This window comes from Enterobacter asburiae, assembly GCF_001521715.1.
GTDB lineage: Bacteria > Pseudomonadota > Gammaproteobacteria > Enterobacterales > Enterobacteriaceae > Enterobacter > Enterobacter asburiae.
On sequence record NZ_CP011863.1, the window covers coordinates 480,290 to 507,245 of the forward strand.

A 26,956-nucleotide genomic window follows, 5' to 3' on the forward strand; every position below is an offset into this window, starting at 1 on the left:
CGGGAATTTGCCGAGCGCCAGTCTGCATGGGCTGGAAGCAGTTATCCACTATTCCTGTGGATAACCATGTGCATTAGAGTTAGAAAACACGCGATAAGCGAGAGAAGACGCGGCTTACGCCCAAATTGGCGCGAAACGCGGCTTTAGAAAATATCGTTTATTATTTAATTGCTTAGATAAAAGCAATTCCCGTCATGAAAGTGTCACCGGTTGCCACAAAACTATCATTACCTGGCTTGACAAATGTTAAAAAAGAAAAAGTTCTGGGGATAACCTGACCTGACTGGTGTTTTATATTGTCACAGTCCAAATTTTGGCCGTTATCCCACTAATCATTCAGGCGCTATGCTAAATATCCTGACATGATACTGGTTTTTCATCCAGTGTTTTTTACTGGCATTCCTGGCAACAACGAGTAAAATTACTCACCTGCCGCTTATAACGTCATCAGGTTGTCGCCCATGAGTAAACCGTTCAAATTGAATTCTGCTTTCCGTCCATCTGGCGATCAGCCTGAGGCGATCCGTCGTCTGGAAGAGGGGCTGGAAGATGGGCTGGCGCACCAGACGCTGCTGGGGGTAACCGGCTCGGGTAAAACCTTCACCATCGCCAACGTGATTGCGGATCTCCAGCGCCCAACGATGGTGCTGGCGCCCAATAAAACCCTGGCCGCACAGCTTTACGGCGAGATGAAAGAGTTCTTCCCGGAAAATGCGGTGGAGTATTTCGTCTCCTATTACGATTACTACCAGCCTGAAGCCTACGTACCGAGCTCTGACACCTTCATCGAGAAGGATGCCTCGGTGAACCAACACATCGAGCAGATGCGTCTGTCGGCCACTAAGGCGCTTCTGGAGCGTCGCGACGTGGTCGTCGTTGCGTCGGTTTCCGCGATCTACGGTCTGGGCGATCCGGATCTCTATCTCAAGATGATGTTGCACCTGACGCAGGGGATGATCATCGACCAGCGCGCCATCGTTCGTCGTCTGGCGGAGCTGCAGTACGCCCGTAACGATCAGGCGTTCCAGCGCGGGACGTTCCGCGTACGCGGTGAGGTGATCGACATCTTCCCGGCGGAATCGGACGATATGGCGCTGCGCGTCGAGCTGTTTGACGAAGAGGTTGAACGCCTGTCGCTCTTCGACCCGCTGACCGGACACGTTGAGTCGGTGATCCAGCGCTTTACCATCTACCCGAAAACGCACTACGTGACGCCGCGCGAGCGTATCGTGCAGGCGATGGAAGAGATCAAAGTGGAGCTGGCCGAGCGCCGTAAGGTGCTGCTGGCGAACAATAAGCTGCTGGAAGAGCAGCGCCTCAGCCAGCGCACCCAGTTCGACCTTGAGATGATGAACGAGCTGGGCTACTGCTCCGGCATTGAAAACTACTCGCGCTTCCTCTCCGGACGCGGGCCGGGCGAGCCGCCGCCGACGCTGTTTGATTACCTGCCGGCAGACGGTTTGCTGGTAATCGACGAATCCCACGTCACGATCCCGCAGATCGGCGGGATGTACCGCGGCGACCGGGCGCGTAAAGAGACGCTGGTGGAGTACGGGTTCCGACTGCCGTCGGCGCTGGATAACCGCCCGATGAAATTTGAAGAGTTTGAGGCGCTCGCGCCGCAAACCATCTACGTCTCGGCCACGCCGGGCAACTACGAGCTGGAGAAATCCGGTGTAGACGTTGTCGATCAGGTTGTGCGTCCGACCGGGTTGCTCGACCCGATTATTGAAGTTCGTCCGGTGGCCACGCAGGTGGACGATCTGCTCTCAGAGATCCGCGCTCGTTCCGCTATCAACGAGCGCGTGCTGGTGACCACGCTCACCAAGCGCATGGCGGAAGACCTCACCGAGTATCTCGAAGAGCACGGCGAGAAGGTGCGCTATCTGCACTCGGATATCGACACCGTGGAGCGCATGGAGATTATCCGCGATCTGCGTCTGGGCGAGTTTGACGTGCTGGTGGGGATCAACCTGCTGCGAGAAGGTCTGGATATGCCGGAAGTCTCGCTGGTGGCGATTCTGGATGCGGACAAAGAGGGCTTCCTGCGTTCTGAACGCTCCCTGATCCAGACCATCGGCCGTGCGGCGCGTAACGTCAACGGTAAAGCGATTCTGTACGGTGACAAAATCACCCCGTCGATGGCGAAAGCGATTGGCGAAACGGAGCGCCGCCGCGAGAAACAGCAGCGCTACAACGAAGAGCACGGCATCACGCCGCAGGGGCTGAACAAGAAGGTGGTGGATATTCTGGCGCTGGGTCAGAACATTGCCAAAACCAAAGCGAAAGGTCGCGGCAAGGCGCGTTCAGTGGTGGAAGAAGATACCGTCGTGCTGACGCCGAAAGCGCTGCAGCAGAAAATCCACGAGCTGGAAGGGCAGATGATGCAGCACGCGCAGAACCTGGAGTTCGAAGAGGCGGCGCAAATCCGCGACCAGCTACATCAGCTGCGGGATCTTTTCATCGCGGCATCGTGAGTAAAGCAATGTTTTCTCCCTCTCCCTGTGGGAGAGGGCCGGGGTGAGAGCAACAGGCCGCACAAAATGAACCTAACCCAGCGCCTGAATCGCCTTCTCCAGCGCCTCGCGCAGCAGGTGACGGTCATGGCGATATTTAATATCACTCGCTTCCAGCGGCTCCTGCACCACCACGCGGTCGCCAATACCCGACACATCCACCTTCGGCCCCACCACGACGCCGTCGATGATTTTTTTACCGACGTACTGCTCCATTAATTCAAGCTTGTCTGCCAGCGACAGGCTCGCCGCCGCCGGGCTCAGTTCACGTCCCAGGTTACCGATGTAAACCATCGGGGCAGGGGTGCGGCGCAGCGCCTGCGCCAGCTCTTTTACGAGTAGAATTGGCATCAGGCTGGTGTAAAAACTGCCCGGGCCGATCAGGATAAGATCCGCTTCCCCAATGGCCTCCACCGCTTCTCGCGTGGCGGGTACGCTCGGGTAGGTCATTAACTCCGTGGGCGGCAGGATGAGCTGGTCAATATTCACCTCGCCGTAAACTTCATGCCCTTCGGCATCGATCGCCATCAAGTCAACCGGTTGTTCGGACATGGGGATCAGGAATGCGTCCACTTTGAGCAGATTACGGATTAAGTTGATGGCTTCCAGAGGCCTTACGCTCAGGTGATCGAGCGCCTTTAACATCAGATTTCCGAGGTTATGCCCGGAAAGTTCGCCATTACCGCCAAAACGGTACTCAAACATCGCCGACGCGACGCTTGGCTCGGTAATTAACTGGTTCAGACAGTTGCGCATGTCTCCCCAGGCAATGCCGCCTTCGGCACGACGAATGCGCCCGGTTGAGCCGCCGTTGTCGGTGGTGGTCACTATCCCTGTCAGCCTTGAGCCGAGTGACGACAAAGAGGACATAACCCGGCCTAAGCCGTGTCCTCCGCCAAGAGCGACCACTCGGTCAAGATCCGCAAAAGTGCGATTGCGCATACGTATTCCTTATCACGTTCGATCGCGTAACAGTAACCTAACTACCCCTAAAAGACGATGCCTCACCCGATGCAAAATGACGTATATCAATGTGAAAATGCGGTTTTTAGGTATTCTGTAGCGAAAATGCAGGATCGATTCGCTATATAGATAATTATATAGCGTGAAGCGATAATGGCGTCGTCAGAATTTCCGCGCTACTATCGCCCTAACCACGTTTTCAAAATTGAAAACATACACTCTAGCCTTTGTGCCTGTGTCGAAAGATATGGCGCTCTGGCCGTGGCGAATTTGCCACCAGGGTACAGAAAGAAATGACTGTGCCTCCCGATCTGGAAAGGTGTACATGGCTTCACAACTTACTGATGCTTTCGCGCGTAAGTTTTATTACTTACGTCTGTCGATTACCGATGTGTGCAACTTCCGTTGCACCTACTGCCTGCCCGATGGCTACAAACCGGGCAGCGTCACCAATAACGGCTTTCTCTCCGTGGATGAAGTGCGCCGCGTCACGCGCGCCTTCTCTGAGCTCGGCACCGAAAAAGTGCGTCTGACCGGCGGCGAACCCTCTCTGCGCCGTGATTTTCCCGACATCATTGCCGCCGTGCGTGAAAACGAACGTATCCGCCAGATTGCCGTGACCACTAACGGTTACCGCATGGCGCGTGACGTGGCGAACTGGCGCGATGCGGGGCTGACGGCGATCAACGTCAGCGTCGATAGCCTGGACGCCCGTCAGTTCCACGCTATTACCGGCCAGGATAAATTCCAGCAGGTTATGGACGGCATCGACGCGGCATTTGCGGCCGGGTTCGAGAAGGTCAAAGTCAACACGGTGCTGATGCGTGATGTGAACCATCATCAGCTCGATACCTTCCTGGCGTGGATCAAATCCCGCCCTATACAGCTGCGTTTTATCGAGCTGATGGAAACCGGCGAGGGCAGCGAGCTGTTCCGTCGCCATCACATCTCCGGCATGGTGCTGCGCGACGCGCTGCTGAGACGCGGCTGGATCCACCAGATCCGCCAGCGCAGCGACGGCCCGGCGCAGGTCTTCTGCCACCCGGATTACGAAGGTGAGATAGGGCTTATCATGCCCTATGAGAAAGACTTCTGCGCCAGCTGCAACCGCCTGCGCGTCTCCTCCGTTGGCAAGCTCCATCTTTGCCTGTTCGGCGACGGCGGCGTAGATCTTCGCGATCTGCTGGAAGACGATGCGCAGCAGGACGCGCTTGAAGCACGCATTTCTGAAGCTCTGACGCATAAAAAACAGACCCACTTCCTGCATCAGGGCAATACCGGTATTACTCAGAACCTGTCCTACATCGGCGGGTAATCAGGCTTAAGAAGGAATCAGAAGATGAGTCAGGTAAGCGCAGAATTTATCCCGACACGCATTGCTATCCTTACCGTTTCCGATCGCCGCGGCGAAGAGGATGATACCTCCGGCCACTGGCTGCGCGAGGCGGCCCATGACGCGGGGCATCACATCGTCGATAAAGCGATAGTGAAGGAGAACCGCTACGCCATTCGCGCGCAGGTTTCGCAGTGGATTGCGAGCGATGAGGTGCAGGTGGTGCTGATCACCGGCGGCACCGGTTTTACCGCAGGCGATCAGGCCCCCGAAGCGCTGATCCCGCTGTTCGACCGCGAGGTAGAAGGCTTCGGCGAGGTGTTCCGCATGCTCTCCTTTGAAGAGATTGGTACCTCCACGCTCCAGTCGCGCGCGGTGGCTGGGGTGGCTAACAAAACCCTGATTTTCGCCATGCCGGGCTCGACCAAAGCCTGCCGCACCGCGTGGGAAAATATCATCGCCCCGCAGCTGGACGCCCGTACCCGTCCGTGTAATTTCCATCCCCATTTAAAGAAATAAGCTATGTCACAACTGACCCACATTAACGCCGCCGGTGAAGCGCATATGGTGGACGTCTCCGCCAAAGCCGAAACGGTGCGCGAGGCGCGCGCGGAAGCGTTTGTCACTATGCTGCCGGAAACGCTGGCGATGATTATCGACGGCAGCCACCATAAGGGCGACGTCTTTGCCACCGCGCGCATCGCCGGTATTCAGGCCGCCAAACGGACCTGGGAGCTCATTCCGCTGTGCCATCCGCTGATGCTGAGCAAGGTGGAAGTGAACCTGCAGGCGCAGCCGGAGCACAATCGGGTGCGGATTGAATCGCTGTGCCGCTTAACCGGCAAAACCGGCGTGGAGATGGAGGCGCTGACGGCGGCCTCAGTTGCCGCACTGACTATCTACGACATGTGCAAAGCGGTGCAGAAAGATATGGTGATTGGCCCGGTTCGCCTGCTGGCAAAAAGCGGCGGCAAATCCGGTGATTTTAAGGTGGATAGCCATGATTAAGGTGCTCTTTTTTGCGCAGGTGCGCGAGCTGGTGAATACCGACAGCCTGACGCTGGATGCGTCCTTCGAAAACGTCGCCGCCCTGCGCGCGCATCTGGCGGCACAAAGCGACCGCTGGGCGCTGGCGCTGGACGAAGGCAAGCTGCTGGCCGCCGTTAACCAAACGCTGGTGGAGTTCACCCATCCGCTGAAAGAAGGCGATGAAGTGGCCTTCTTCCCGCCAGTAACGGGGGGCTAAGATGGCTGAAACCCGAATTCTGGTGAGCCCCGAGCGTTTTAACGTAGGGACAGAATACAGCTGGCTGGCGGAACGCGATGAAGACGGCGCGGTTGTCACCTTCACCGGCAAAGTGCGCAACCACAACCTCGGCGACAGCGTGAAGGCACTGACGCTGGAGCACTATCCGGGGATGACCGAGAAATCACTGACGGAGATTGTCGACGAGGCGCGAGGCCGCTGGCCGCTTGGCCGCGTCACGGTTATTCACCGCATCGGCGAGATGTGGCCTGGCGAGGAGATTGTCTTCGTCGGGGTGACCAGCGCGCACCGCGGCAGCGCGTTTGCGGCAGGGGAGTTCATTATGGATTACCTCAAAACCAAAGCGCCGTTCTGGAAGCGCGAAGCCACGCCAGAAGGTGACCGATGGGTAGAATCTCGCGACAGCGATAAACAAGCTGCCAGCCGTTGGTAGTCGGTTTACGTGGATGTGTTAATCTTAACGTGTGTGTCTACTTAATCTTAATCAGGAGTGAATCATGGACCGATTTCCGCGTTCCGATTCAATAGTACAGCAGACCCGTAGCGGCCTGCAGACGTATATGGCTCAGGTGTACGGCTGGATGACGGTTGGCCTGCTGCTTACCGCGTTTATCGCGTGGTATGCGGCGAACACGCCTGAACTGATGATGTTTATCTTCTCCAGCAAAATCACCTTCTTTGGGCTGATTATCGCGCAGCTGGCGCTGGTGTTTGTGCTGTCGGGTCTGGTGCAAAAGCTCAGTGCCGGAATGGCGACCACGCTGTTTATGCTCTATTCGGCGCTAACGGGGCTGACGCTTTCCAGTATTTTCATCGTCTACACCTACTCTTCCATCGCCAGCACCTTTGTGGTGACCGGCGGGATGTTCGGCGTGATGAGCCTCTACGGTTACACCACGAAGCGCGATCTGAGCGGTTTAGGCAGCATGCTGTTTATGGGGCTGATTGGGATTGTGCTGGCGTCGCTGGTAAACCTGTGGCTGAAGAGCGACGCGCTGATGTGGGCTGTGACCTACATCGGGGTGGTGATCTTCGTTGGGTTGACGGCGTATGACACCCAGAAGCTGAAAAACATCGGCGAGCAGATCGACGTACGCGACAGTTCAAACCTGCGCAAATACGCGATTCTGGGCGCGCTGACGCTGTATCTGGACTTCATCAACCTGTTCCTGATGCTGCTGCGTATTTTCGGCAACCGTCGTTAAGGTTATTTTGCCGGGTGGCGGTGCGGTCTGGTGCCCTCACCCTGACCCTCTCCCACGGGAGAGGGAATAAACACTAAAAACGGCAACAAGGTTGCCGTTTTGCTTTTATTTCGCTAAGGCCTTCTCGTTCTTCGCTCTCAGCTTTTTCGCCCGACTCTCCAGCACCAGATAACAGACCGTTGCCAGCGCCAGCGGCAGGAAGTAATACAGCATGCGGTACGCCAGCAGGGCCGCGATAATCGTTCCCTGAGAGACATGCTCCCCGGCCAGCAGGGCGATAAATACCGCTTCCAGCACGCCGATCCCCGCCGGAATATGCACAATCACGCCCGCAATGCTGCTCACCAGCAGCACGCCCAGCACGAAGAAGTAGTTCACGTCCTCGCCAATCAGCAGCCAGATAATGGCCCCCATCGCCATCCAGTTGGCGCTGGAGACTGCCATCTGCAGCACCGCAAACTTCCACGAGGGCAATACCAGCTTTTGCCCCTTGATGGTCATATGGCGGCGTTTGGCAAAGGCGCAGGCCCACAGATACACGGCGATAATCAGCAGCAGTACGATGCCCAGAATGCGCAGCGTGGCCTCATCGATATACCAGTGCGCGGGCAGCTGCACTACGCCGATGGTGAAGATCACCCCGCCGAGCAGAATATAGCCCAGCCAGTTGGTGGTGATGCTTAACGAGAAAATGCGCGTGATGGTCCCGCCCGGCAGGCCGAGCCGCGAATAAAGGCGATATCGCATGCCGATGCCGCCGACCCAGGTGCTCAGCGTCAGGTTAAAGGCGTAGCAGATAAACGACACCAGCATAACCTGACGTTTGGCCAGCTTGTGGCCGCAGTAAGCGCGGCCCAGCAGGTCATAGCAGCCGTACATCAGGTAGCTGACAATAACTAACCCCACAGCGCCCAGCAGCACCATCCGGTTATAGTTGCGGATGACTTTCCACACCTCTTCCCAGTCAACTTTCTGCGCGTAGACCACCAGCAGAACCGCGACCGCAATAAAAAACAGCCAGGTCAGGATCTTTTTTGCCAGCCGCCAGCGCGGATGCGATTTCGACATCAGGGTTTGCCTCCGTCTTCCGCTTCAATACGGTCCTGGGTTTCCATTTCCGGTTGTACCGGCGGATCCACCTGCGCAAGCTTAGGCGTATGCGCTGGCAGCCAGCCGACCATGGCCGGGAAATGGCGTAGAAAGTGGAACACCACCACGCTGATGCCCAAGTTCCACCAGGTGCGTTTAGGGACCATGGATTCGTCCACGCGCACGCTGTCGTTAACGATTAGCGCCTGCAGGTTATCCCGCAGGGTCTGGTTAAACTGGCGATCGTGAATGATCAGGTTAGCCTCGAGATTGAGCGATAAGCTCAGCGGATCGAGATTACTGGAACCCACGGTTGCCCAGTGATCGTCCATCAGCGCTACTTTGCCGTGCAGCGGTCGGCGTCGATATTCGTAGATCTGTACGCCGCCCTTCACCAGATAGTTATACAGCAGCCGCGCGCCGACTTTGACTATCGGCATATCCGGCTCGCCCTGCACAATCAGCTTCACGCGTACCCCGCGTCGGGCCGCATTGCGCATGGCGTGCAGCAGACGGTAGCCCGGGAAAAAGTAGGCGTTGGCGATGATGACCTCGCGCTTCGCGTTGGCGAGCATCTTGAGATAATGACGTTCAATGTCGTCCCGGTGCTCGCCGTTATCCCGCCAGACGAAAAGGGCCTGCGCTTCGCCGGGCTTCCGGTTCTCTTCCGGGCGATGGCGGCGTCTCCACCAGCGGCGAACGGCCTCTTTCCCCGGCAGGTTCTCCAGTTCAAACAGCAAAATGTCCTGCACCACCGGGCCTTCAATGCGAATCGCGTAGTCCTGCTTCGCTTCCGGGCCGTAGTCGGACATATGCTCAGCGGAATAGTTAATGCCGCCGACAAACGCCACCGTCTCGTCCACCACCACAATTTTGCGGTGCATCCGGCGGAAAAGATTGGTACGCATGCCGAACAGGCGAGGGCCGGGATCGTAGTAGCGGAACACCACGCCCGCGGAGGTCAACTCATTCACAAACGCATCGCTGAGATCCGGCGAACCATAGCCATCAAGCAGCACTTCAATTTTGACGCCGCGCCGGGCGGCGCGCAGCAGCACGCTGTGCAACTGCTTGCCGACGTTATCTTCGAACCAGATAAAGGTTTCGAGGATCACCTTCTGCTGCGCGTTATCAATTGCCTTAAACACGGCCGGGTAGTACTCGTCCCCATTGACCAGCAGCGTGATCCGGTTGCCTTCCTGCCAGGAACATTTCATAGGTGGATCTCCGCGCTGAGCGGGGCGTGGTCGGAAAGATGTCGCCAGTTAAGGAGCGCCAGGGCGGTCGGGCTGCTGGCGTGGGCATTTTTCACGTAGATGCGGTCAAGCCGAAGCAGCGGGAAACGGACCGGGAAGGTGCGCGCAGGCCTGCCGTTGGCGCGAGTAAAAATCTCCTCCAGTCCGGCATCCACCTTCAACGGATGGTTTGCCCGCTGTCGCCAGTCGTTGAAATCGCCCGCCACGACCACCGGTTCACCTTCGGGAAGGGCGTTGGCCCATTCGGCCAGCATTTTCAGCTGCGCCTGACGATGGGCTTCGCGAAGGCCCAGATGAACACAGCCGACATGTACGGGTCGCTCGAGGTCGGGCGGCGTAATGCGGCAGTAAAGCAGGCCGCGTTTTTCGCTTTCCCCGACGGAAACGTCGCGGTTTTCGTAATGTTCAATGGGGTAGCGGGACAGCACCGCGTTTCCGTGATGCCCTTCCGGGTAGACCGCGTTGCGGCCGTAGGCGTAATCACTCCACATGGTGTCGGCCAGAAATTCATAGTGCGGCGTGTCGGGCCAGTTCTCAAAGTGGAGCGGATGCACTTCGTGTGCGCCCATCACCTCCTGCAGGCAGACAATATCCGCGCTGACGGTGCGAACCGCGTCGCGCAGCTCCGGTAAAATGAAGCGGCGATTAAATGCTGTGAAGCCCTTATGAATGTTTATCGTCAGCACCTTAAGCGAGAAATGCTGCATTTTTTGAGTCATAAGCTCCTTCCTGAGTGACTATCCCAATGAAAATAAAGTGTAGTCGGCGTCACAAAAAGATGCGGCGTTACGGAATTTTCCGTAAAGTGCGGTAGTCTGATTAAGCAGAGAAAAATCCTTCAGGAGAGAAGCCATGAAGTGGCAACAACGTGTTCGTGTCGCAACTGGCCTGAGTTGCTGGCAGATAATGTTGCATTTACTGGTCGTGGCCGTACTGGTGATGGGCTGGATGAGCGGCACGCTGGTGCGTGTTGGCCTGGGGCTATGCGTCCTTTATGGCGTCACCGTACTGTCGATGCTGTTCTTACAGCGCCACCACGAAGCGCGCTGGCGCGAGGTGGGTGATGTGCTCGAAGAGCTCACCACCACATGGTATTTTGGTGCGGCGATGATTGTGCTTTGGCTGCTGTCGCGCGTGCTGCAAAACAACCTGCTGCTGGCCCTGGCGGGTCTGGCAATCCTCGCAGGGCCTGCGGTCGTCTCGCTGCTGACCAAAGAGAAAAAGCTACGCAATGTTGCGTCTAAACATCGCGTACGCCACTGAGCCCGTCGTGGCCGCAATCACCAGTAGCGGCCACAAACTTCCCCAGACAATATCCAGACTCGCATCCTTCAGATAGATTTGCTTGGTGATGTCCGTAAAGTGCCGAATCGGGTTTACCCACGTCAGATCCTGTAGCCACACCGGCATGTTCTCGACGGGTGAAACATACCCCGAGAGCAAAATCGCGGGCATCATAAAGACGAACACCCCAATAAACGCCTGCTGCTGCGTCGAGCAGAGCGCCGAGATCAGCAGTCCAAACCCCACCAGCGACAGCCCGTAAATCACCATCGTGAAGTAAAACAGCGCCAGCGAACCGGCGAACGGGATCTGGTAGGCCCAAATCCCCACACCCAGCACGATGGTGGCCTGGAACGTCGCGACGATCAGCGCCGGGACCGCTTTGCCGACGAAAATTTGCCAGGTGGCGAGCGGGGAGACCAGCAGCTGGTCCAGCGTGCCCTGTTCGCGCTCGCGGGCGACGGAAAGGGAAGTCACGATCATCACCCCGATGGTGGTGATCATGGCGATCAGCGACGGCACCACGAACCACTTGTAGTCCAGGTTCGGGTTGTACCAGTTGCGCACCACCAGCTCGCTGTTGTTGGGCTTCGGTTTGCCCTCCATCAGCTCCTGCTGATAATCCTTCACCACCTGCTGCAGATAGTTGGCCGCTATCTGGGCGCTGTTGGAGTTACGACCGTCGAGAATCAGCTGCATAGGTGCGGTCTGGAAGGTATCCAGATTGCGGGAGAAATCCGCCGGGAACCGCACCAGCAGCAGCGCTTTTTGCGTGTCGATGGTGGGCTGGATCTCCTGCGGGCTTTTCAGCAGCAGGATGTGGGTAAAGGCCTTCGCGCGGGCAAAACGCTGCGTTAGCTCGACGGAATGCTTGCCGTTGTCTTCGTTGTAAATGGCAATGGTGGCGTTGGTCACCTCAAGTGTGGCGGCAAACGGGAACAGTAAAACCTGGATCAGCACCGGCAAGACCAGAATGGCGCGGGTTTGCGGCTCGCGCAGCAGGGATTGCAGCTCTTTGCGTATCAACGTCCATAATCGGTGAAACATGTTCGCTCCTTAATCCAGTCGCCGTTTGGTTTTCATCCACGTCAACCCGATAAACATCGCCGCTGACGCCATTAAAAACAGCGTGTTGACGATCAGCACCACCGGAATATTCCCCGCCAGGAACAGGCTTTGCAGCGTGCTCACGAAGTAGCGCGCCGGAATAACATAGGTCACGGCGCGGATCACCGCAGGCATACTGTCTATCTGGAAGATAAACCCGGACAGCATAATCGACGGTAAAAAGGCGGCGTTGAGGGCCACCTGCGCGGCGTTGAACTGGTTGCGGGTGATGGTGGAGATGAGCAGCCCCATGCCCAGCGTGCTGAGTAAAAACAGGCTGGTGATAAAAAACAGCACCACCAGCGAGCCGCGATACGGCACGCCGAGGATAAAGACCGAGACAAGCATACAGAGCAGCATCGCCAGCATGCCGAGGAAATAGTAGGGGATGAGCTTGCACAGCAGCAGCTCGACGCGCGTCACTTCGGTAGAGAGCAGCGCCTCCATGGTCCCGCGCTCCCACTCGCGGGCGATCACCAGCGAGGTCAGGATCGCGCCGATTACCGTCATGATAATCGTCACCGCGCCTGGGATAATAAAGTGCTGGCTGATGGCGGCGGGGTTAAACCAGTAGCGCGTCTGCACGTCGATCAGCGGTTTAAATTCTTCACCCCGATCTTCCGCGCGCTGCATCTGCCAGAGCTGCCAGATCCCCTCCGCGTAGCCCTGTACGAAGTTGGCGGTGTTCGGCTCGCTGCCGTCGGTAATCACCTGGATCGGCGCATCGGCATTCGCCCGCGCCATATTGGCGGCAAAATCCACCGAAATGACGATCAGACCGCGAATTTTCCCGGCCTGCATTTTCTGGATCAACTCCTGCCTGTTATCGCTGATGGTGGCGTCAATGTAGGGTGAACCGGTCATGGCGTGAGTAAAGTCCAGCGCATCTTCACTCTGCTGCTCCAGCAAAATCCCGACCCGCAGCTTGCTGGAGTCCAGGTTAATGCCGTAGCCAAAGATAAACAGCAGCAGCAGGGGGATCACTACCGCAATCAGCCAGCTGCTGGGGTCACGCACGATCTGCCGCGTCTCTTTAACGCACAGCGCGCGCACCCTGCGCCAGGAAATGGCATTACTGCGCATGGGCATTCTCCTTATCCCAGTCGTGGATGAGGGTGATAAACGCCTGCTCCATGGTCGGGTCCGGGACCTCAGCGTCGGCGGCCTGGTTTTTCAGGTCGTCCGGGGTACCGTGGGCAATCAGCTTGCCGCGATACACCAGCCCGATGCGGTCGCAGTACTCCGCCTCGTCCATGAAGTGGGTGGTCACCATCACGGTCACCCCTTTTTCCACCATGCTGTTGATGTGCAGCCAGAACTCGCGGCGGGTAATGGGATCAACGCCCGAGGTCGGTTCATCCAGAAACAGAATATCCGGCTCGTGCATCAGCGAGCAGGCCAGCGCCAGCCGCTGCTTAAAGCCGAGCGGCAGCTCGTCGGTGGCGTGGGAGGCGATGTTAGTTAAGGCGAAGGCGTCGCTCATGCGGCGAATTTTTTCGTTCTGCGCCCGCCCGCGCAGGCCGTACACGCCGGAGAAAAAGCGCAGATTCTGCTCGACCGTCAGGTTGCCGTATAGCGAAAACTTCTGCGCCATATACCCGAGATGCTGGCGCGCCTTGCCGGAGCTGACCTTCAGGTCCATATCCAGCACCAGCGCCTTGCCGGACGTCGGCACCAGCAGGCCGCACATCATCTTGAAGGTGGTCGATTTTCCCGCGCCGTTCGGCCCGAGCAGGCCAAAAATCTCGCCGCGTTTAACCGCGAAATTGACGTTGTCGGTGGCGGCGAAATCCCCGAACTTTTTGGTGAGCGATTTGGCTTCAATCACCGTTTCGCCCGGCGTGCCTTCCACCGTATGCAGAATGGCGGCAAGCGGCGACTCTGACGTACCCGCGCCGCCCAGCAGGTCGATAAACGCGTCCTCAAAGCGCGGTGCGGTCTCTTCTATCTCGACCTCAGGCATCCCTTGCGCCTGGCGAATATCGTCGACGGTGGCCTCTTTTTTGAGGATCACCCGTACCGAGCGGCCCTGGATCATCCCGTCGCTGACCTGCGGCAGCCTGAGCACCCGCTGCAGCAGCCTGCGGTTGGACTCCTGCGGGCTGTGCAGCAGGAAGCTGCGTCCGGCCATGCTCTGCGTCAGCGTCGTCGGCTCGCCCTGATAAAGCAGTTCGCCTTCGTTCATCAGCAGCACGTCCCGGCACTGTTCCGCTTCGTCGAGGTAGGAGGTGCTCCAGAGGATCAGCATTCCGTCGCCCGCCAGCTCGTGCACCATCTGCCACAGTTCGCGGCGCGAAATGGGGTCTACGCCGACGCCGGGCTCATCCAGCAGCAGCACTTTCGGCTCGCCGACCAGCGTGCAGGCCAGCCCCAGCTTCTGCTTCATCCCGCCGGAGAGCTTGCCCGCCAGCCTGTCGGTGAACGGGCCGAGGGAGGTAAACTCCAGCAGACGCGCGAAGGTTTTCTGTCGGGTTTCGCCGGTGACGCTGCGCAGGTCGGCGTACAGGTTCAGGTTTTCCATCACCGTCAGGTCTTCATACAGGCCAAACTTCTGCGGCATATAGCCGAGCATGGCGTGGAGCGCGCCGTCATCCTCGATCGGGTCAAGACCGAGCACGCTGGCCGTGCCTTCGTCCGGCTTGAGCAACCCCGCCAGCATCCGCATCAGCGTGGTTTTCCCCGCACCGTCCGGACCGACCAGCCCGGTCACGTAGCCTTTCTGGATAGTGCAGTTCAGCGGCGCGACGGCCGGTTTGTCCATTCCCGCGAAGCGTTTAACCAGATTGTTGAGCTGAATAACCGCGTCATTCATGTCGTTCCCCGCTGTCTACTTTTACGGTGACGGGCATGCCCTGACGCAGCGCGTCGTCCGCATCGGTCACGATGATGCGCAGGCGATACACGAGGTCGGTACGCAGGTCCGGTGTTTCAACGGTTTTCGGCGTGAATTCGGCGGTAGGGGAGACAAAGCCCACTTTGCCGTGATACGGCTTGTCCGGGCGACCGTCGGTATAAAGCAGCAGTTCGCGGCCCGGCTGCATCTGGCCAAGGTTTGGCTCGTCAACGTAGGCGCGTACCCAGACCGGGCGGGTCAGGGAGAGCGTTAAGACGGTGCTGCCCGCGCTGAGCATGCTGCCCGGCTCCACGGCGCGGGTCATCAGCATGCCGTCAGACGGCGCGATTAAGGTGGTGTCGTGCAGATCAAGCTCTGCCTGGGCCAGCTGCGCCTGCGCCTGTTCAAGGCTGGCCTTCGCCTGGGCGATATCCTGCGGGCGGTTACCGGTGTGGTACTGGCTTAATTTATCCTGCGCGGACTTCAGCGTGGCCTGCGCCTGGTCGCGGGACGAGCGCGCATTTTCCAGATCGTTGGCGGAAATGGTACGGCTTTTCCACAATCCCTGCTGGCGCGCGTAGAAGTTCTGCGCGTAGTCATAGGCGGCTTGCGCCTGCTTAACTGCGGCGGCGGCCTGAGCGATCTCTTCGTCGCGATAGCCTGCCAGCATCAGGTCATACTGCGCCTGGGCGACGGACACGCCCGCTTTGGCCTGCATCAGCGCATTCTCATAGGGCGCTTTATCCAGCATCCCCAGCGTCTGCCCGCTTTTGATGGCATCGCCTTCGTCAACGCTCAGCGAGGCGAGACGTCCGCCCACGCGGAAGCTCATGTTCACCGTACGAATATCCACGTTACCGTACAGCGTCAGGCCTTTATCCTGATGGCTCTGATACCACAGCCATCCACCGACTCCGGCAGCAAGCAAAACAACAACCACCAGAATGATGGCGACAGGTTTTTTCATGACTTCAGGCTCCTTTGCGTTAAGCCTTGCAGGATCAGATCGACGTGACAGGCGATGACCTGGCCAATCTGCGCGGCTTTATCCTCATCAAATTGTGTCCAGCCGGTGCGTAACAGGATGGTTTCCCTGCCCAGACGGAAGGCAAGGATTTCACCCAGCAGGGCGTGGGTATGCAAAATTGTCTCAGTATCACCGGCATCCCGACCGGTGTAGGCGGCGATCAGCCGGGTCAGATGCGAGTGCATTGGCTCAATCACCCGATCGTGTACACGCTGGTAGGCGACGGTCGGGGAGAGCTGCTCCCGGGAGATAAACTTGCTCAGGTTGAGCGTATCGTCGTGCGTCAGCAGGCGGATCATATCGTGGCAGGCATTGAGAATAAGCTGGCGAACGGCGGCGCGGTCGGGAGACGGCTGGCCGAGCAGCGCGGTGGCTTCCTCAACGTGCGGGTGAAACTGCGTGCCGATAAAATCGGCGATCCACTCGGCGCAGGCGAGGTATAAATCCTCTTTTGAGCCAAAATAGTAGGTAATCGCCGCAATGTTCTGCCCGGCCAGCGCGGCAATATCGCGCGTGGTTGCATGCAGCCCGTACTCACCAAACTGCGCCAGCGCGGCGGCGATAAGCTGATTTTTGGCCTGTTCACCTTTGGTTGTTGTGGGTGTCGTATTCATGGCGGCATTAAGAATTAATCAATCGATTTATTAAGATTATGCCTGATTCCTGCTTTCGTCGAGGAAACGCTGAGGGATATTTTATGCGCCACGTCACAAAAGCTGCTACACTCCGCTCCTTCGCGACATTGTGGTTTTTGTCCTCCCCTATTCGTTATATCTCCCTGAAAACTACACCTGTGATGGTCGGGGCGGTTCGGAGTTTTTATGTCTTTTGATTCCCTTGGCCTGAACCCGGAAATTCTGCGCGCGATCGCAGAACAGGGCTACGTTGAGCCAACCCCAATCCAGCAGCAGGCGATCCCCGCCGTTCTTCAGGGCCGTGACCTGATGGCGAGCGCCCAGACCGGTACCGGCAAAACCGCGGGCTTTACCCTGCCGCTGTTAGAGCTGCTGGTAAAAAACCAGCCGCACGCCAAAGGCCGTCGTCCGGTGCGTGCCCTGATCCTGACCCCAACCCGCGAGCTGGCGGCGCAGATTGGTGAGAACGTGCGTGACTATAGCCGCTATCTCAACATTCGCTCGCTGGTGGTTTTCGGTGGCGTCAGCATCAACCCGCAGATGATGAAGCTGCGCGGCGGCGTGGACGTGCTGATAGCAACGCCGGGCCGTCTGCTGGATCTCGAACACCAGAACGCGGTGAAGCTCGATGGCATCGAAATTCTGGTGCTGGACGAAGCCGACCGCATGCTCGACATGGGCTTCATCCACGATATTCGTCGCGTGCTGGCCAAGCTGCCCGCGCGTCGTCAGAACCTGCTCTTCTCCGCGACCTTCTCCGACGAGATCAAGGCGCTGGCGGAAAAGCTGCTGCATAACCCGCTGGAAGTGGAGGTGGCGCGCCGCAACACCGCCTCCGAGCAGGTGACGCAGCACGTTCACTTTGTGGATAAAAAGCGCAAGCGGGAACTGCTCTCCCAGATGATCGGCCAGGGCAACTGGCAGCAGGTGCTGGTCTTTACCCGCACCAAGCACGGCGCCAACCACCTGGCGGAACAGCTGAATAAAGACGGCATCCGCAGCGCCGCCATTCACGGTAACAAGAGCCAGGGCGCGCGTACCCGTGCGCTGGCGGACTTCAAATCCGGCGACATCCGCGTGCTGGTGGCGACCGACATCGCTGCCCGTGGCCTCGACATTGAAGAGCTGCCGCACGTGGTGAACTACGAGCTGCCAAACGTGCCGGAAGATTACGTTCACCGTATCGGCCGTACCGGCCGCGCGGCGGCAACCGGTGAAGCGCTCTCTCTGGTCTGCGTGGACGAGCACAAGCTGCTGCGCGACATTGAGCGCCTCCTGAAGAAAGAGATCCCGCGCATCGAAACCCCGGGTTATGAAGTGGATCCGTCGATCAAAGCCGAGCCGATTCAGAACGGTCGTCAGGGCGGCGGTGGACGCGGTCAGGGCGGCGGCGGTCGCGGTCAGCAGCCGCGTCGTGCCGAAGGCGGCGCGCCGAAATCATCCGGCAAACCGCCGCGTCGTAACAACGACAGCAAACCGGCGGGTGAAAACCCGTGGCGCAGCGGCGAAGGGAAACCGGCAGGGGAAGGGCAGCGTCGACGCCGCCCGCGCAAGCCTGCTAACCCGCAGTAATCTGGAAGCCCGGTCGTAAAGCCGGGCTTTTCTTTTTGCGGCAGCGAAGAGAAAGTGCCACAATAGTGGCTGTTTATACAGTGTTTCAGGTTTTCCGATGGCTTTAACCGCTGCGCTCAAGGCGCAAATTGGCGCATGGTATAAGGCGCTACAGCAGCAGATCCCCGACTTTATCCCCCGAGCGCCGCAGCGGCAGATGATTGCTGACGTGGCAAAAACGCTCGCCGGGGACGACGGGCGACATCTGGCGATTGAAGCCCCGACCGGCGTCGGGAAAACCCTGTCGTATCTCATTCCCGGCATCGCGATTGCGCGGGAAGAGGACAAAACGCTGGTGGTCAGCACCGCCAACGTGGCCTTGCAGGACCAGATCTTCAGCAAGGATTTACCTCTGCTGCGCAAAATCATCCCCGACCTGCGGTTTACGGCAGCCTTTGGGCGCGGGCGTTACGTGTGCCCGCGTAACCTGGCGGCGCTGGCCAGCAGCGAGCCGAATCAGCAGGATCTGCTCGCGTTTCTGGATGACGAGCTAACGCCAAACAATAAGGCCGAGCAGGAGCAGTGTGCAAAACTTAAAGCCGAGCTCGACGGCTATAAGTGGGACGGCCTGCGGGATCACACCAGCCAGGCCATCAGCGACGACCTGTGGCGCAGGCTCAGCACCGACAAAGCCAGCTGCCTGAACCGCAACTGTCACTATTACCGCGAGTGCCCGTTCTTTGTCGCCCGGCGCGAAATTCAGGAGGCGGAGGTGGTTGTGGCAAACCACGCGCTGGTGATGGCGGCGCTCGAGAGCGAAGCGGTGCTGCCAGAGCCTAAAAACCTGCTGCTGGTGCTTGATGAAGGCCATCATCTGCCGGACGTGGCGCGTGACGCGCTGGAGATGAGCGCCGAAATCACTGCTCCGTGGTTCCGCCTGCAGCTGGATCTCTTCTGTAAGCTGGTGGCGACCTGTATGGAGCAGTTCCGCCCGAAAACCACGCCGCCGCTGGCGGTGCCGGAGCGGCTGAGCGACCACTGTGAAGAGGTCTACGGCCTGATTGCCTCGCTCAATAACATTTTGAATCTTTATCTTCCGGCAACCCAGGAAGCTGAACACCGCTTTGCGATGGGAGAGCTACCGGAAGAGGTGATGGCGATCTGCCAGCAGCTGGCGAAGCATCTGGAAAAGCTGCGCGGGCTGGCGGAGATGTTCTTAAACGATCTCAGCGAGAAAACCGGCTCGCATGACGTGGTGCGTCTGCACCGCGTTCTGCTGCAGATGAACCGCGCGCTGGGGATGTTCGAAGCGCAAAGCAAGCTCTGGCGGCTGGCCTCGATGGCGCAGGCGTCCGGCGCGCCGGTCACCAAATGGGCGACCCGCGACGTGCGGGACGGGCAGGTGCACCTCTTTTTCCACTGCGTGGGCATCCGCGTGGCCGATCAGCTGGAAAAGCTGATCTGGCGCAGCGTGCCGCACGTGGTTGTCACCTCTGCCACGCTGCGCTCCCTGAACAGTTTTTCTCGTTTGCAGGAGATGAGCGGGCTCAAAGAGAAAGCGGGCGACCGTTTCGTGGCGCTGGACTCGCCGTTTAACCACTGCGAGCAGGGCAAGCTGGTCATTCCGCGCATGAAATTTGAGCCGCTCATCGACAACGAGGAGCAGCACATCGCGGAAATGGCGGCCTACTTCCGCGAGCAGGTCGAGAGTAAAAAGTACCCCGGTATGCTGGTGCTGTTTGCCAGCGGGCGGGCGATGCAGCGCTTCCTCGAACACGTCACCGATCTGCGTTTACTCCTGCTGGTGCAGGGGGATCAGCCGCGCTACCGGCTGGTGGAAACCCACCGCAAGCGCATTGATAACGGCGAGCGCAGCGTGCTGGTGGGGTTGCAGTCGTTTGCTGAAGGTCTGGATTTGAAAGGCGACTACCTGACGCAGGTGCACATCCATAAAATCGCCTTCCCGCCTATCGACAGCCCGGTGGTGATCACCGAGGGGGAGTGGCTGAAAAGCCTCAACCGCTATCCGTTTGAAGTGCAGAGTTTGCCTGCGGCGTCGTTTAACCTGATTCAGCAGGTCGGGCGCTTGATTCGTAGCCACGGCTGTTGGGGCGAGGTGGTGATTTATGACAAACGTCTGCTCACCAAAAATTACGGCCAACGCCTCCTGAACGCGCTGCCGATCTTTCCGATTGAACAGCCAGAGGTACCTGAGGTAAAAAAACGCCCGGCAACACTGACTTCCGGGCGTAAGAAAAGCCTCCGTGCTAAGGGGCGCGGTCCTACTGGTAAATGAAGGTCACCTGCACCACGCTGCTAAACGTTCCTGCCGTGACCGGCAATGAGGTGGCGTAATAGCGGGCGGCCAGCGGGAAATCCGCCGTGTGATTGTCCTGGTTGATCAACACGCTGAAGCTGGCGTCCGGGGCAAGCGAGATCTGATCCTGCGGGTCGGCAAGCTCCAGCGCCAGTCCTTTCGCGGTTCCGGTGCTGGCGAATTTCGTCGGATGAATACTGTCTGGCTGACCGTGAAAGGTTGCCGTGGCCAGCACGGAAGTGGTTGGACATTTCGACAGGGTTAAGTCGAATGAATTCCATTGTCCGGTATCGCCTACATTCTTAAAATCCCCGGTATTCGCTTTGCCCAGATTGACCGTCAGGTTCTGGCTGGCGCTGTCTACCTGGCAGGCGTTGGCGTAAATGTTTCCGCGAATATCGAGCTGAATCTCTTCCGCCGGGCTCTGGCTGGCCACTCCAAGGAGTAAAAGGGCTAATAAGGTTTTCATTTGTAGGCCACCGTAATGGTTGCGACGGCATTCGCCGTTCCGGGCGTCACCTCCGAGCTGGTTTGTTCGTAAGAGACGCTGAAGGGATATTGCGAGCGGATATTGGCATAGGCGGTAAAGGTATTCATATATTGCCCGAAAACAGGTATCTGACCGTTAAAGAGCATTCTCACCCCCACGCCGGTCGCCACGCCGTTTTCCGGCGTTAATTTGATTACGCCAGGAAAATTCGGTTCATAGCCATTGGCGCTGGCGATCATCATTTCCGGCTGTACATCCTGATCGCAGAGCATGTCGATATTGAATACCGACTGGGAGACCAGGGTTCCCGGACCGGTAAAACGGCTCACCGGAAAATCCCCCAGCGTGACGGTCAGAGATTTGGGTGATACGGTGCAGGTAACTGCTTTAACCACCACGTTACCTGAGTAGGAGAGGGTATTTGGATAACTCAAGCTTTCTATTTGCTCAACACCAAAGCCAAATTGGGTATTACTGGATGTGAGCGTACCGGCGGTTACCACCTCGCTGGTTTTCACCAGTTCCAGCGAGACGTCGAAGCTAAACGCAAATGAACCATCGCTACCCGTCGAATCAGACACTTGACCCACGGAAGACTTAGTTGTGCAGATTTGGTCTGCTGCTCCCATCACACGCTCCCCTTTACTATTTCGGAGCGACACGCCGATCCCGGCAACACCCGACTCATAAACACCAGGGATATTGGGAGTCTCTCTACCCAGGCCGTGGTAACAGGCAATGATCTGACGACCTGCGTCTTCGGCTGTATAGCACCCCCCCGCAATGTGAGCCGAACGTTCCGTTCCCGGGATGGTCTCTCCCACGGGAAGGCTGGTAGGTACTGAAATAGACGCTAACGATAGCAGCGCTGGTAAATTTGGTGAGACACAGTTGGCCTTTGCATGCGGCATAAAGAGTGCTGCCGTCGCCAGAACTACAAGTAAGAAAAACGATTTTGCTATCTGCATCATGATCGGTCCGGTGTTAATCAGTGACACTGCGCGGCAGCGTTAATAATGTTGGTGTCATCCTTGTCTTGCATCAGGGCGTAATCGGCGACGCAATGTTCGCTCGCCTCCTTGCCCCAGGAAACGAAAAGGCGTCCGTGCTGCGGCAGTCCGGTGAGATACACCAGGCCGTCGTTACCGACGATAAATTCACTGCTCTTGTCTTCCGTGGTGACCGTTGCGCCGAAGGGCAGCGGTTTGTCTTTCCAGGCCAGCGTCATTAAGACGCGGTTGCCCACGCGAGTATCGAAGCTGGCGCGAACTATCGCGCCGCGTGTTGGTGTTACCGTCTGCGAGGCGTGTGTCACGTCGGCATCTTCTGGCAGCGTCTCGGTATCCAGCGAAATTGGGTTGTGGCGCCACGGAGTGACAAAGGGCACCAGCGTATAGCCGCGATAGTCCGTTTCCACGCCCGTCTGGTTGGCAATGTGCGTGCCATGTGTTCCCGGCGCTTTAATCAGCACCACGGTTTCGCCCAGGGTCTGACCAAAGGTGACGCCGTCAGAGTGGGCGACGATGCCGCCCTGGATCCCGGCGTTAACGGTATGCTGATGGCTGTCCTGGCTTACGCCGCCTTGCACTTCACCGTAGGTGCCTTTGTAATCCGCATTCATACTGGTAGAGGTGTTGTTATTGGCGCTGTCCAGTCCCTGCTGAACGTTCCAGCTCAGCTTGTCTCCCTCCAGCGCGGTACCATTCAGGCCCAGGTTGTGGGTGCTGCCGTCTTTACTGTTGTTCAGGCTGTAGTTTGCCCAGGTGTTAGGCAGCCAGCGGTCGAGCGGAACCGACACGTTGAGGCCGATTTGTCGGTCATAGCTGATGGATTTACCGTCCTCGTCCATGTCGTCGTTGTTTTTATTGACGCTGTAGCTCAGGCTATAGCTCACGCCGTGCCAGCTATTGTTGTAGTTAACGCTCAGGGAGGTCATATCCTGACTCTGGCTCCAGTAACTCTCTTTCACCAGGCTTAGCGTCACCGAACCCCACTTGTCGCCCAGCGTCTGGTCGATGGTGGCCTCCGCCCGTGCGCGGCGCTGCTGTGGAGCGGACCAGTCGTTTGCACTGGTCCAGGACTCCATGGTGTCCTGCAGGGTGTAAAAGCCTTTGCTGTTGTAGCGATAACCCGCCAGCGAAAAGTGAGTGCCGGTCGCGGTAATATTTTTGCTGTAGCGCAGACGAAGAGATTGCCCTTTGCTGGTTTTGCGCTTTTTCAGTAACGCTTTGGCGCGGGTAACGTCTAAGGAGAACGCGCCGAGGTCACCAAAATTTTTCCCTGCGCCGAGCGCGGCGGAGTGGTAATGCGAACTCTGCTGCGTACCGCCGTAAACGGTGACGCCGTGTGACAGACCATAGATGGCGCTGCCCTGGGCGAAAGGGGTCTTCTCAATCTCTTTATCGTATGAACGGTAGCGCCCTGCAGCGATGCTGTACTTAAGGTGTTTTTCACGCTGCAGCACCGGCACGGAGGCAAACGGCACCACGAAATGACTCTCGCTGCCGTCGGTCTCTTTTACCGTGACGTTCAGATCGCCGCTGCTGCCGGTGGGGTAGAGATCGTTAATCTCAAACGCGCCGGGGGCGACGGTGTTTTGATAGATAACGTAGCCATTCTGGCGAACCACCACCTGGGCGTTACTGTGCGCCGTACCGCGTACCACCGGGGCATACCCGCGCTCGCTGTCGGGCAGCATGTCGCTTTCGGTAGCCATCTGTGCGCCAGTGTAAGAGACACTGTCGAAAACGTCGGCCTGGGTGCTGCTCTGTCCCACGGTCAGCTCGCTCTTCAGCCCCACGATATCGCGCTGGGCATAGGTATAGACCGGGTTCAGCTTGCCGTCGTCCTGACCGCCATCCGAATTGTGGTTCCAGGTGCTGTAATTACGCACGCGCCAGGCACCGGTGTTAAAACCGGGTCGCAGGTTAATAAACTGGCTGCTGTTGTCCGCTTTCCCATGCTGGCGGGCATGGCTTTGGCTGGCGTTAACGCTATAGTTCAGGATGCCCGCTGTGATCCCTTCGTCATACTCTTTCGGATCGATGTAGCCGCGAGGCACCTGGCCCAGCGCCGACTGGGGAATACTCAGCAGTAGTTGCTGGTTTTTGATGCGGAAAGTCGCCGAGGCCGAAGGGATCGCGCTGAGATCCGCGCATTCCCCTTTTGCCGCCAGCTTTGGATAATCTTTGGTTTTGATGCCCAGATGGGCTTTGTTGAATAAATCGAACTTTTGCTGAGTTGAAGGATCAGATCACGCATCTTCCCGACAACGCAGACCGTTCCGTGGCAAAGCAAAAGTTCAAAATCACCAACTGGCCCACCTACAATAAAGCCCTCATCAACCGTGGCTCCATAACTTTCTGGCTGGATGATGAAGCTATTCAGGCCTGGTATGAGTCAGCAACACCTTCTTCACGAGGCAGACCTCAGCGCTATTCTGACCTTGCCATCACGACTGTGCTGGTCATTAAACGCGTATTCAGGCTGACCCTGCGCGCTGCGCAGGGCTTTATTGATTCCATTTTTTCTCTGATGAACGTTCCGCTACGCTGCCCGGATTACAGCTGTGTCAGCAGGCGGGCAAAGTCGGTTAATGTCAGTTTCAAAACGCCCACCCGGGGTGAAATCGCACACCTGGTAATTGATTCCACCGGGCTGAAGGTCTTCGGTGAAGGCGAGTGGAAAGTCAAAAAGCATGGCCAGGAACGCCGCCGTATCTGGCGTAAGCTGCATCTCGCCGTTGACAGTAAAACACATGAAATCATCTGCGCTGACCTGTCGCTGAACAACGTTACGGACTCAGAGGCCTTCCCCGGGTTAATCCGGCAAACCCACCGGAAAATCAGGTCAGCCGCCGCCGATGGCGCTTACGATACCCGGCTATGTCACGATGAACTGCGGCGTAAGAAAATCAGCGCGCTTATCCCTCCCCGAAAAGGTGCGGGTTACTGGCCCGGTGAATATGCAGACCGTAACCGTGCAGTGGCTAATCAGCGAATGACCGGGAGTAATGCGCGGTGGAAATGGACAACAGATTACAATCGTCGCTCGATAGCGGAAACGGCGATGTACCGGGTAAAACAGCTGTTCGGGGGTTCACTGACGCTGCGTGACTACGATGGTCAGGTTGCGGAGGCTATGGCCCTGGTACGAGCGCTGAACAAAATGACGAAAGCAGGTATGCCTGAAAGCGTGCGTATTGCCTGAAAACACAACCCGCTACGGGGGAGACTTACCCGAAATCTGATTTATTCAACAAAGCCGCCCAGATGCGTTAATTCATCCAGACTCAGGCAAGGCTGCAGAGAATCATCTCCCTGCGCATCTTTTTGTAATGTAAAAAGGACGTCACGGGTGTCGATTTTATTGTTATTGACGAACATCGTGACCTGATATTTGCCTGGCGCCTGACCGGGACCATTTTCATAAACAGAGAGATCGGTCTTTGCCTGCTCTGGATTATCAATATCCAGCAGGGCAGGGTTAAAATAATCATCAGCGTGGGCCTGCAGCGCGCAGCATGTCACCGCTACCCCACAAAAAGTGGGCAGCATTTCATGCAGTCGACGTAATAGCGGCTTAGTTGTGGTGTACATGATTATCCAGGCGTCGAATAGAGTATTAACGAACGGATGCAGACCAGGTTTTACTGATGCTTCCGTAATCGTTAATGACCGACCAGCTCACGGTGTTACCGCTCATATTTGCCGGAAGGGCAAAGCGGGTAGAGGTATCTGGCACAGCCCAGGTCGCTTTTGCCACTTTTTGGCCGTTCAGCGTTACGCTCTGGAAATTCATATAGAAAGGCGTAGGGTTGTTGACCACCAGATCATTACCTTCGCGGTGCCATTCCAGTTTATCTGCCACTTCTTCGGGTTTGCCTTTAATCGATGCAGGGCGATACAGCAATTTAATACGGGTATTGATGGCTATCTGTAATGTATTAACGCCCTCTTCATGACTTGAAGAAGGAATGGCTTTAATATTTAACCAGTACAAAGACTCGCGATCTTCTGGCATATTTCCGCCGGTGCGCACCACACGTAATACGTTATCTTCTTTAGCGTTCAGACGGAACAGAGGCGGGGTAATCAGAAATGGCGCTTTATCATCTTTTTTTAAACCGGTATCTACCCAGGACTGTACCAGATAGTTAATTTCATCCGGGTTGGAAATCCCAATCGAGGACTCTTTTTTCTCTCCCTGATAAACCAGTCGGGTGCCATTAATAATCACACCTGCATGGGCTGTTACTGCGGTCAGTAAAAGTGCGCTTAATAAATAACTGTGTCGCATAAATCTGTCTCAAAGAAAGAGGAGATATTAACCTTCACGTGAAGGAGAATATCTCCGTATTGATCGTATCAGTTATAAATAACTGTAAAAGTAGACGCTGAGTTAGCCTGGCCGGCAGTGATCGATTCCTGAGTCTGAATATAACGTGCGCCAAACTCCAGATGATTTACCGTCGTGCCAGCAGCTAAAGGATACTGCTTTGAAGGCGTATATAAACTGACTGGCTGGTCGGAAGAATCAACCAGCTGAATCGCCACGCCAGTTGCAGTCGCAGCACCCGGGGTCAAGGCCAGCGTGGTGTTATTATCCGCATCTGGCGTACCACCGAAATTGATGGCTGCAGACGTGACCGTTTCCGGGCAGTCTTTTAACTGAATATCAAATTTCGTTAAGGTGCTGGTAGAGCCTGCGCCAGTAAATGTTGTTTTGGAGACTTTGCCCAGCGCAACATTCAGCGGACTGCTTATGCCGTTAACCACCTGACAGGCGGAATCGATAATTTCACCTGTGAAGTTAATTTGCCCCTCACCGGTGGATGCCGCGAAAGAAGATGCAGAGCATCCCAAAGCGGCAGTAATGAATAAACCTAAAGTGATTTTTTTCATATTTAAACCTGTATGTTTCTCCTTTCGACCTTTGCATCCCGCATTATTCGAAGTTATGTCTCAACTACTCACCGCTGGCTATTTAATCAGAAAACTCAGGCAGGGAAAGGTCCCGCGCGGCTTACAAATAATTCAATTAATTCTTGCAAAATACTTTTTCTTACCAAAACAATTGATTAT

Annotated in this window: 26 protein-coding genes and 1 riboswitch; of the genes, 11 read left to right on the top strand and 15 right to left on the bottom strand. The window is 57.1% G+C overall.

Going from position 1 to position 26,956, the window contains the following annotated elements; genetic code table 11:
* The first annotated feature begins 461 nt into the window (after nucleotides 1–461).
* Nucleotides 462–2,477 (top strand): excinuclease ABC subunit UvrB, encoded by a 2,016-nt coding sequence (gene uvrB / locus ACJ69_RS02405; protein ID WP_059346370.1) that lies wholly within the window; start codon nucleotides 462–464, stop codon nucleotides 2,475–2,477.
* Between the two features lie 72 nt (nucleotides 2,478–2,549).
* Here the strand turns inward: uvrB and yvcK are convergent, their stop codons facing one another.
* Nucleotides 2,550–3,458: a uridine diphosphate-N-acetylglucosamine-binding protein YvcK gene (gene yvcK, locus ACJ69_RS02410; RefSeq protein WP_023310851.1), complete on the bottom strand. Its 909-nt coding sequence runs from the start codon at nucleotides 3,456–3,458 to the stop codon at nucleotides 2,550–2,552.
* 225 nt (nucleotides 3,459–3,683) lie between these two features.
* Nucleotides 3,684–3,817: riboswitch (molybdenum cofactor riboswitch) on the top strand.
* Between yvcK and moaA the strand changes: the two genes are divergently transcribed.
* From moaA to ACJ69_RS02440, 6 genes are all read left to right on the top strand, one after another.
* Nucleotides 3,805–4,794: a GTP 3',8-cyclase MoaA gene (gene moaA / locus ACJ69_RS02415; protein WP_059346371.1), complete on the top strand. Its 990-nt coding sequence runs from the start codon at nucleotides 3,805–3,807 to the stop codon at nucleotides 4,792–4,794. Its footprint overlaps the riboswitch before it by 13 nt.
* A gap of 24 nt (nucleotides 4,795–4,818) precedes the next feature.
* Complete coding sequence (gene moaB / locus ACJ69_RS02420; protein ID WP_024908761.1) at nucleotides 4,819–5,331, top strand: molybdenum cofactor biosynthesis protein B; 513 nt, start codon at nucleotides 4,819–4,821, stop codon at nucleotides 5,329–5,331.
* Nucleotides 5,332–5,334: 3 nt separating this feature from the next.
* Nucleotides 5,335–5,820, top strand: a complete 486-nt coding sequence (gene moaC, locus ACJ69_RS02425; protein ID WP_047650631.1) for a cyclic pyranopterin monophosphate synthase MoaC — start codon at nucleotides 5,335–5,337, stop codon at nucleotides 5,818–5,820.
* Entirely contained in the window at nucleotides 5,813–6,058 is a 246-nt protein-coding gene (moaD, locus tag ACJ69_RS02430; protein ID WP_023334974.1) for a molybdopterin synthase sulfur carrier subunit, read from the top strand. Before moaC ends, moaD begins: the two co-directional genes overlap by 8 nt.
* 1 nt (nucleotide 6,059) lies before the next feature.
* A complete protein-coding gene (gene moaE / locus ACJ69_RS02435) occupies nucleotides 6,060–6,512 on the top strand; it encodes a molybdopterin synthase catalytic subunit MoaE (protein ID WP_059346372.1) in 453 nt (150 codons plus the stop codon).
* 64 nt (nucleotides 6,513–6,576) lie between these two features.
* Nucleotides 6,577–7,284: a Bax inhibitor-1/YccA family protein gene (locus ACJ69_RS02440; RefSeq protein WP_029742164.1), complete on the top strand. Its 708-nt coding sequence runs from the start codon at nucleotides 6,577–6,579 to the stop codon at nucleotides 7,282–7,284.
* 105 nt (nucleotides 7,285–7,389) lie between these two features.
* Here the strand turns inward: ACJ69_RS02440 and ACJ69_RS02445 are convergent, their stop codons facing one another.
* The 3 genes from ACJ69_RS02445 to ACJ69_RS02455 are packed head-to-tail and all read right to left on the bottom strand — an operon-like array spanning nucleotide 7,390 to nucleotide 10,348.
* The gene (locus ACJ69_RS02445) at nucleotides 7,390–8,352 is read right to left on the bottom strand and encodes a lysylphosphatidylglycerol synthase domain-containing protein (protein ID WP_023310857.1); all 963 of its coding nucleotides are present in this window, start codon (nucleotides 8,350–8,352) and stop codon (nucleotides 7,390–7,392) included.
* Nucleotides 8,352–9,590, bottom strand: coding sequence for a cardiolipin synthase ClsB (gene clsB, locus ACJ69_RS02450; RefSeq protein WP_047648324.1), 1,239 nt, complete (start codon nucleotides 9,588–9,590; stop codon nucleotides 8,352–8,354). Before clsB ends, ACJ69_RS02445 begins: the two co-directional genes overlap by 1 nt.
* Entirely contained in the window at nucleotides 9,587–10,348 is a 762-nt protein-coding gene (locus ACJ69_RS02455) for an endonuclease/exonuclease/phosphatase family protein (RefSeq protein ID WP_023334979.1), read from the bottom strand. Before ACJ69_RS02455 ends, clsB begins: the two co-directional genes overlap by 4 nt.
* Nucleotides 10,349–10,481: 133 nt before the next feature.
* On the opposite strand from ACJ69_RS02455, the gene ACJ69_RS02460 reads away from it, so the two are divergent.
* Nucleotides 10,482–10,892: a YbhQ family protein gene (locus ACJ69_RS02460; RefSeq protein ID WP_014883088.1), complete on the top strand. Its 411-nt coding sequence runs from the start codon at nucleotides 10,482–10,484 to the stop codon at nucleotides 10,890–10,892.
* Here the strand turns inward: ACJ69_RS02460 and ACJ69_RS02465 are convergent.
* The 5 genes from ACJ69_RS02465 to cecR are packed head-to-tail and all read right to left on the bottom strand — an operon-like array spanning nucleotide 10,854 to nucleotide 16,494.
* Entirely contained in the window at nucleotides 10,854–11,960 is a 1,107-nt protein-coding gene (locus tag ACJ69_RS02465; protein WP_023310860.1) for an ABC transporter permease, read from the bottom strand. The genes ACJ69_RS02460 and ACJ69_RS02465 overlap by 39 nt on opposite strands.
* Before the next feature lie 9 nt (nucleotides 11,961–11,969).
* Nucleotides 11,970–13,103 carry an ABC transporter permease gene (locus ACJ69_RS02470; RefSeq protein ID WP_059346373.1) on the bottom strand — a complete coding sequence of 378 codons (1,134 nt, stop codon included), beginning with the start codon at nucleotides 13,101–13,103 and terminating at the stop codon, nucleotides 11,970–11,972.
* Nucleotides 13,093–14,832 carry an ATP-binding cassette domain-containing protein gene (locus ACJ69_RS02475; protein WP_059346374.1) on the bottom strand — a complete coding sequence of 580 codons (1,740 nt, stop codon included), beginning with the start codon at nucleotides 14,830–14,832 and terminating at the stop codon, nucleotides 13,093–13,095. The genes ACJ69_RS02470 and ACJ69_RS02475 overlap by 11 nt, the downstream gene beginning before the upstream one ends.
* Complete coding sequence (gene hlyD / locus ACJ69_RS02480; RefSeq protein WP_059346375.1) at nucleotides 14,825–15,820, bottom strand: secretion protein HlyD; 996 nt, start codon at nucleotides 15,818–15,820, stop codon at nucleotides 14,825–14,827. Before hlyD ends, ACJ69_RS02475 begins: the two co-directional genes overlap by 8 nt.
* Nucleotides 15,817–16,494: a transcriptional regulator CecR gene (cecR, locus tag ACJ69_RS02485; protein ID WP_029739819.1), complete on the bottom strand. Its 678-nt coding sequence runs from the start codon at nucleotides 16,492–16,494 to the stop codon at nucleotides 15,817–15,819. The genes hlyD and cecR overlap by 4 nt, the downstream gene beginning before the upstream one ends.
* 207 nt (nucleotides 16,495–16,701) lie before the next feature.
* Between cecR and rhlE the strand changes: the two genes are divergently transcribed.
* Together rhlE and dinG are read left to right on the top strand one after the other, a co-directional pair.
* Nucleotides 16,702–18,087: an ATP-dependent RNA helicase RhlE gene (rhlE, locus tag ACJ69_RS02490; RefSeq protein ID WP_029739818.1), complete on the top strand. Its 1,386-nt coding sequence runs from the start codon at nucleotides 16,702–16,704 to the stop codon at nucleotides 18,085–18,087.
* A gap of 97 nt (nucleotides 18,088–18,184) precedes the next feature.
* Entirely contained in the window at nucleotides 18,185–20,362 is a 2,178-nt protein-coding gene (gene dinG, locus ACJ69_RS02495) for an ATP-dependent DNA helicase DinG (RefSeq protein WP_059346376.1), read from the top strand.
* On the opposite strand, the gene ACJ69_RS02500 is transcribed toward dinG, so the two are convergent.
* From ACJ69_RS02500 to ACJ69_RS02510, 3 genes are read right to left on the bottom strand one after another with little or no spacing between them, the layout of a single operon-like run.
* The gene (locus tag ACJ69_RS02500; protein ID WP_054830384.1) at nucleotides 20,349–20,852 is read right to left on the bottom strand and encodes a fimbrial protein; all 504 of its coding nucleotides are present in this window, start codon (nucleotides 20,850–20,852) and stop codon (nucleotides 20,349–20,351) included. The two genes, dinG and ACJ69_RS02500, sit on opposite strands and share 14 nt — an antisense overlap.
* Nucleotides 20,849–21,844, bottom strand: coding sequence for a fimbrial protein (locus tag ACJ69_RS02505; protein WP_309487057.1), 996 nt, complete (start codon nucleotides 21,842–21,844; stop codon nucleotides 20,849–20,851). The genes ACJ69_RS02500 and ACJ69_RS02505 overlap by 4 nt, the downstream gene beginning before the upstream one ends.
* Nucleotides 21,845–21,861: 17 nt before the next feature.
* Nucleotides 21,862–24,078, bottom strand: coding sequence for a fimbria/pilus outer membrane usher protein (locus tag ACJ69_RS02510; RefSeq protein WP_081051409.1), 2,217 nt, complete (start codon nucleotides 24,076–24,078; stop codon nucleotides 21,862–21,864).
* A gap of 80 nt (nucleotides 24,079–24,158) precedes the next feature.
* Here ACJ69_RS02510 and ACJ69_RS02515 point away from each other — a divergent pair, with 80 nt between their 5' ends.
* Nucleotides 24,159–25,082 (top strand): IS5-like element IS903B family transposase, encoded by a 924-nt coding sequence (locus ACJ69_RS02515; protein WP_001118619.1) that lies wholly within the window; start codon nucleotides 24,159–24,161, stop codon nucleotides 25,080–25,082.
* Between the two features lie 41 nt (nucleotides 25,083–25,123).
* On the opposite strand, the gene ACJ69_RS02520 is transcribed toward ACJ69_RS02515, so the two are convergent.
* The 3 genes from ACJ69_RS02520 to ACJ69_RS02530 form a co-directional block, all read right to left on the bottom strand.
* The gene (locus ACJ69_RS02520) at nucleotides 25,124–25,471 is read right to left on the bottom strand and encodes a FimD/PapC N-terminal domain-containing protein (RefSeq protein ID WP_081051410.1); all 348 of its coding nucleotides are present in this window, start codon (nucleotides 25,469–25,471) and stop codon (nucleotides 25,124–25,126) included.
* A gap of 25 nt (nucleotides 25,472–25,496) precedes the next feature.
* Complete coding sequence (locus tag ACJ69_RS02525; protein WP_047648315.1) at nucleotides 25,497–26,171, bottom strand: fimbrial biogenesis chaperone; 675 nt, start codon at nucleotides 26,169–26,171, stop codon at nucleotides 25,497–25,499.
* A gap of 68 nt (nucleotides 26,172–26,239) precedes the next feature.
* Nucleotides 26,240–26,776: a fimbrial protein gene (locus ACJ69_RS02530; protein ID WP_054830167.1), complete on the bottom strand. Its 537-nt coding sequence runs from the start codon at nucleotides 26,774–26,776 to the stop codon at nucleotides 26,240–26,242.
* Between the last annotated feature and the right edge of the window lie 180 nt (nucleotides 26,777–26,956).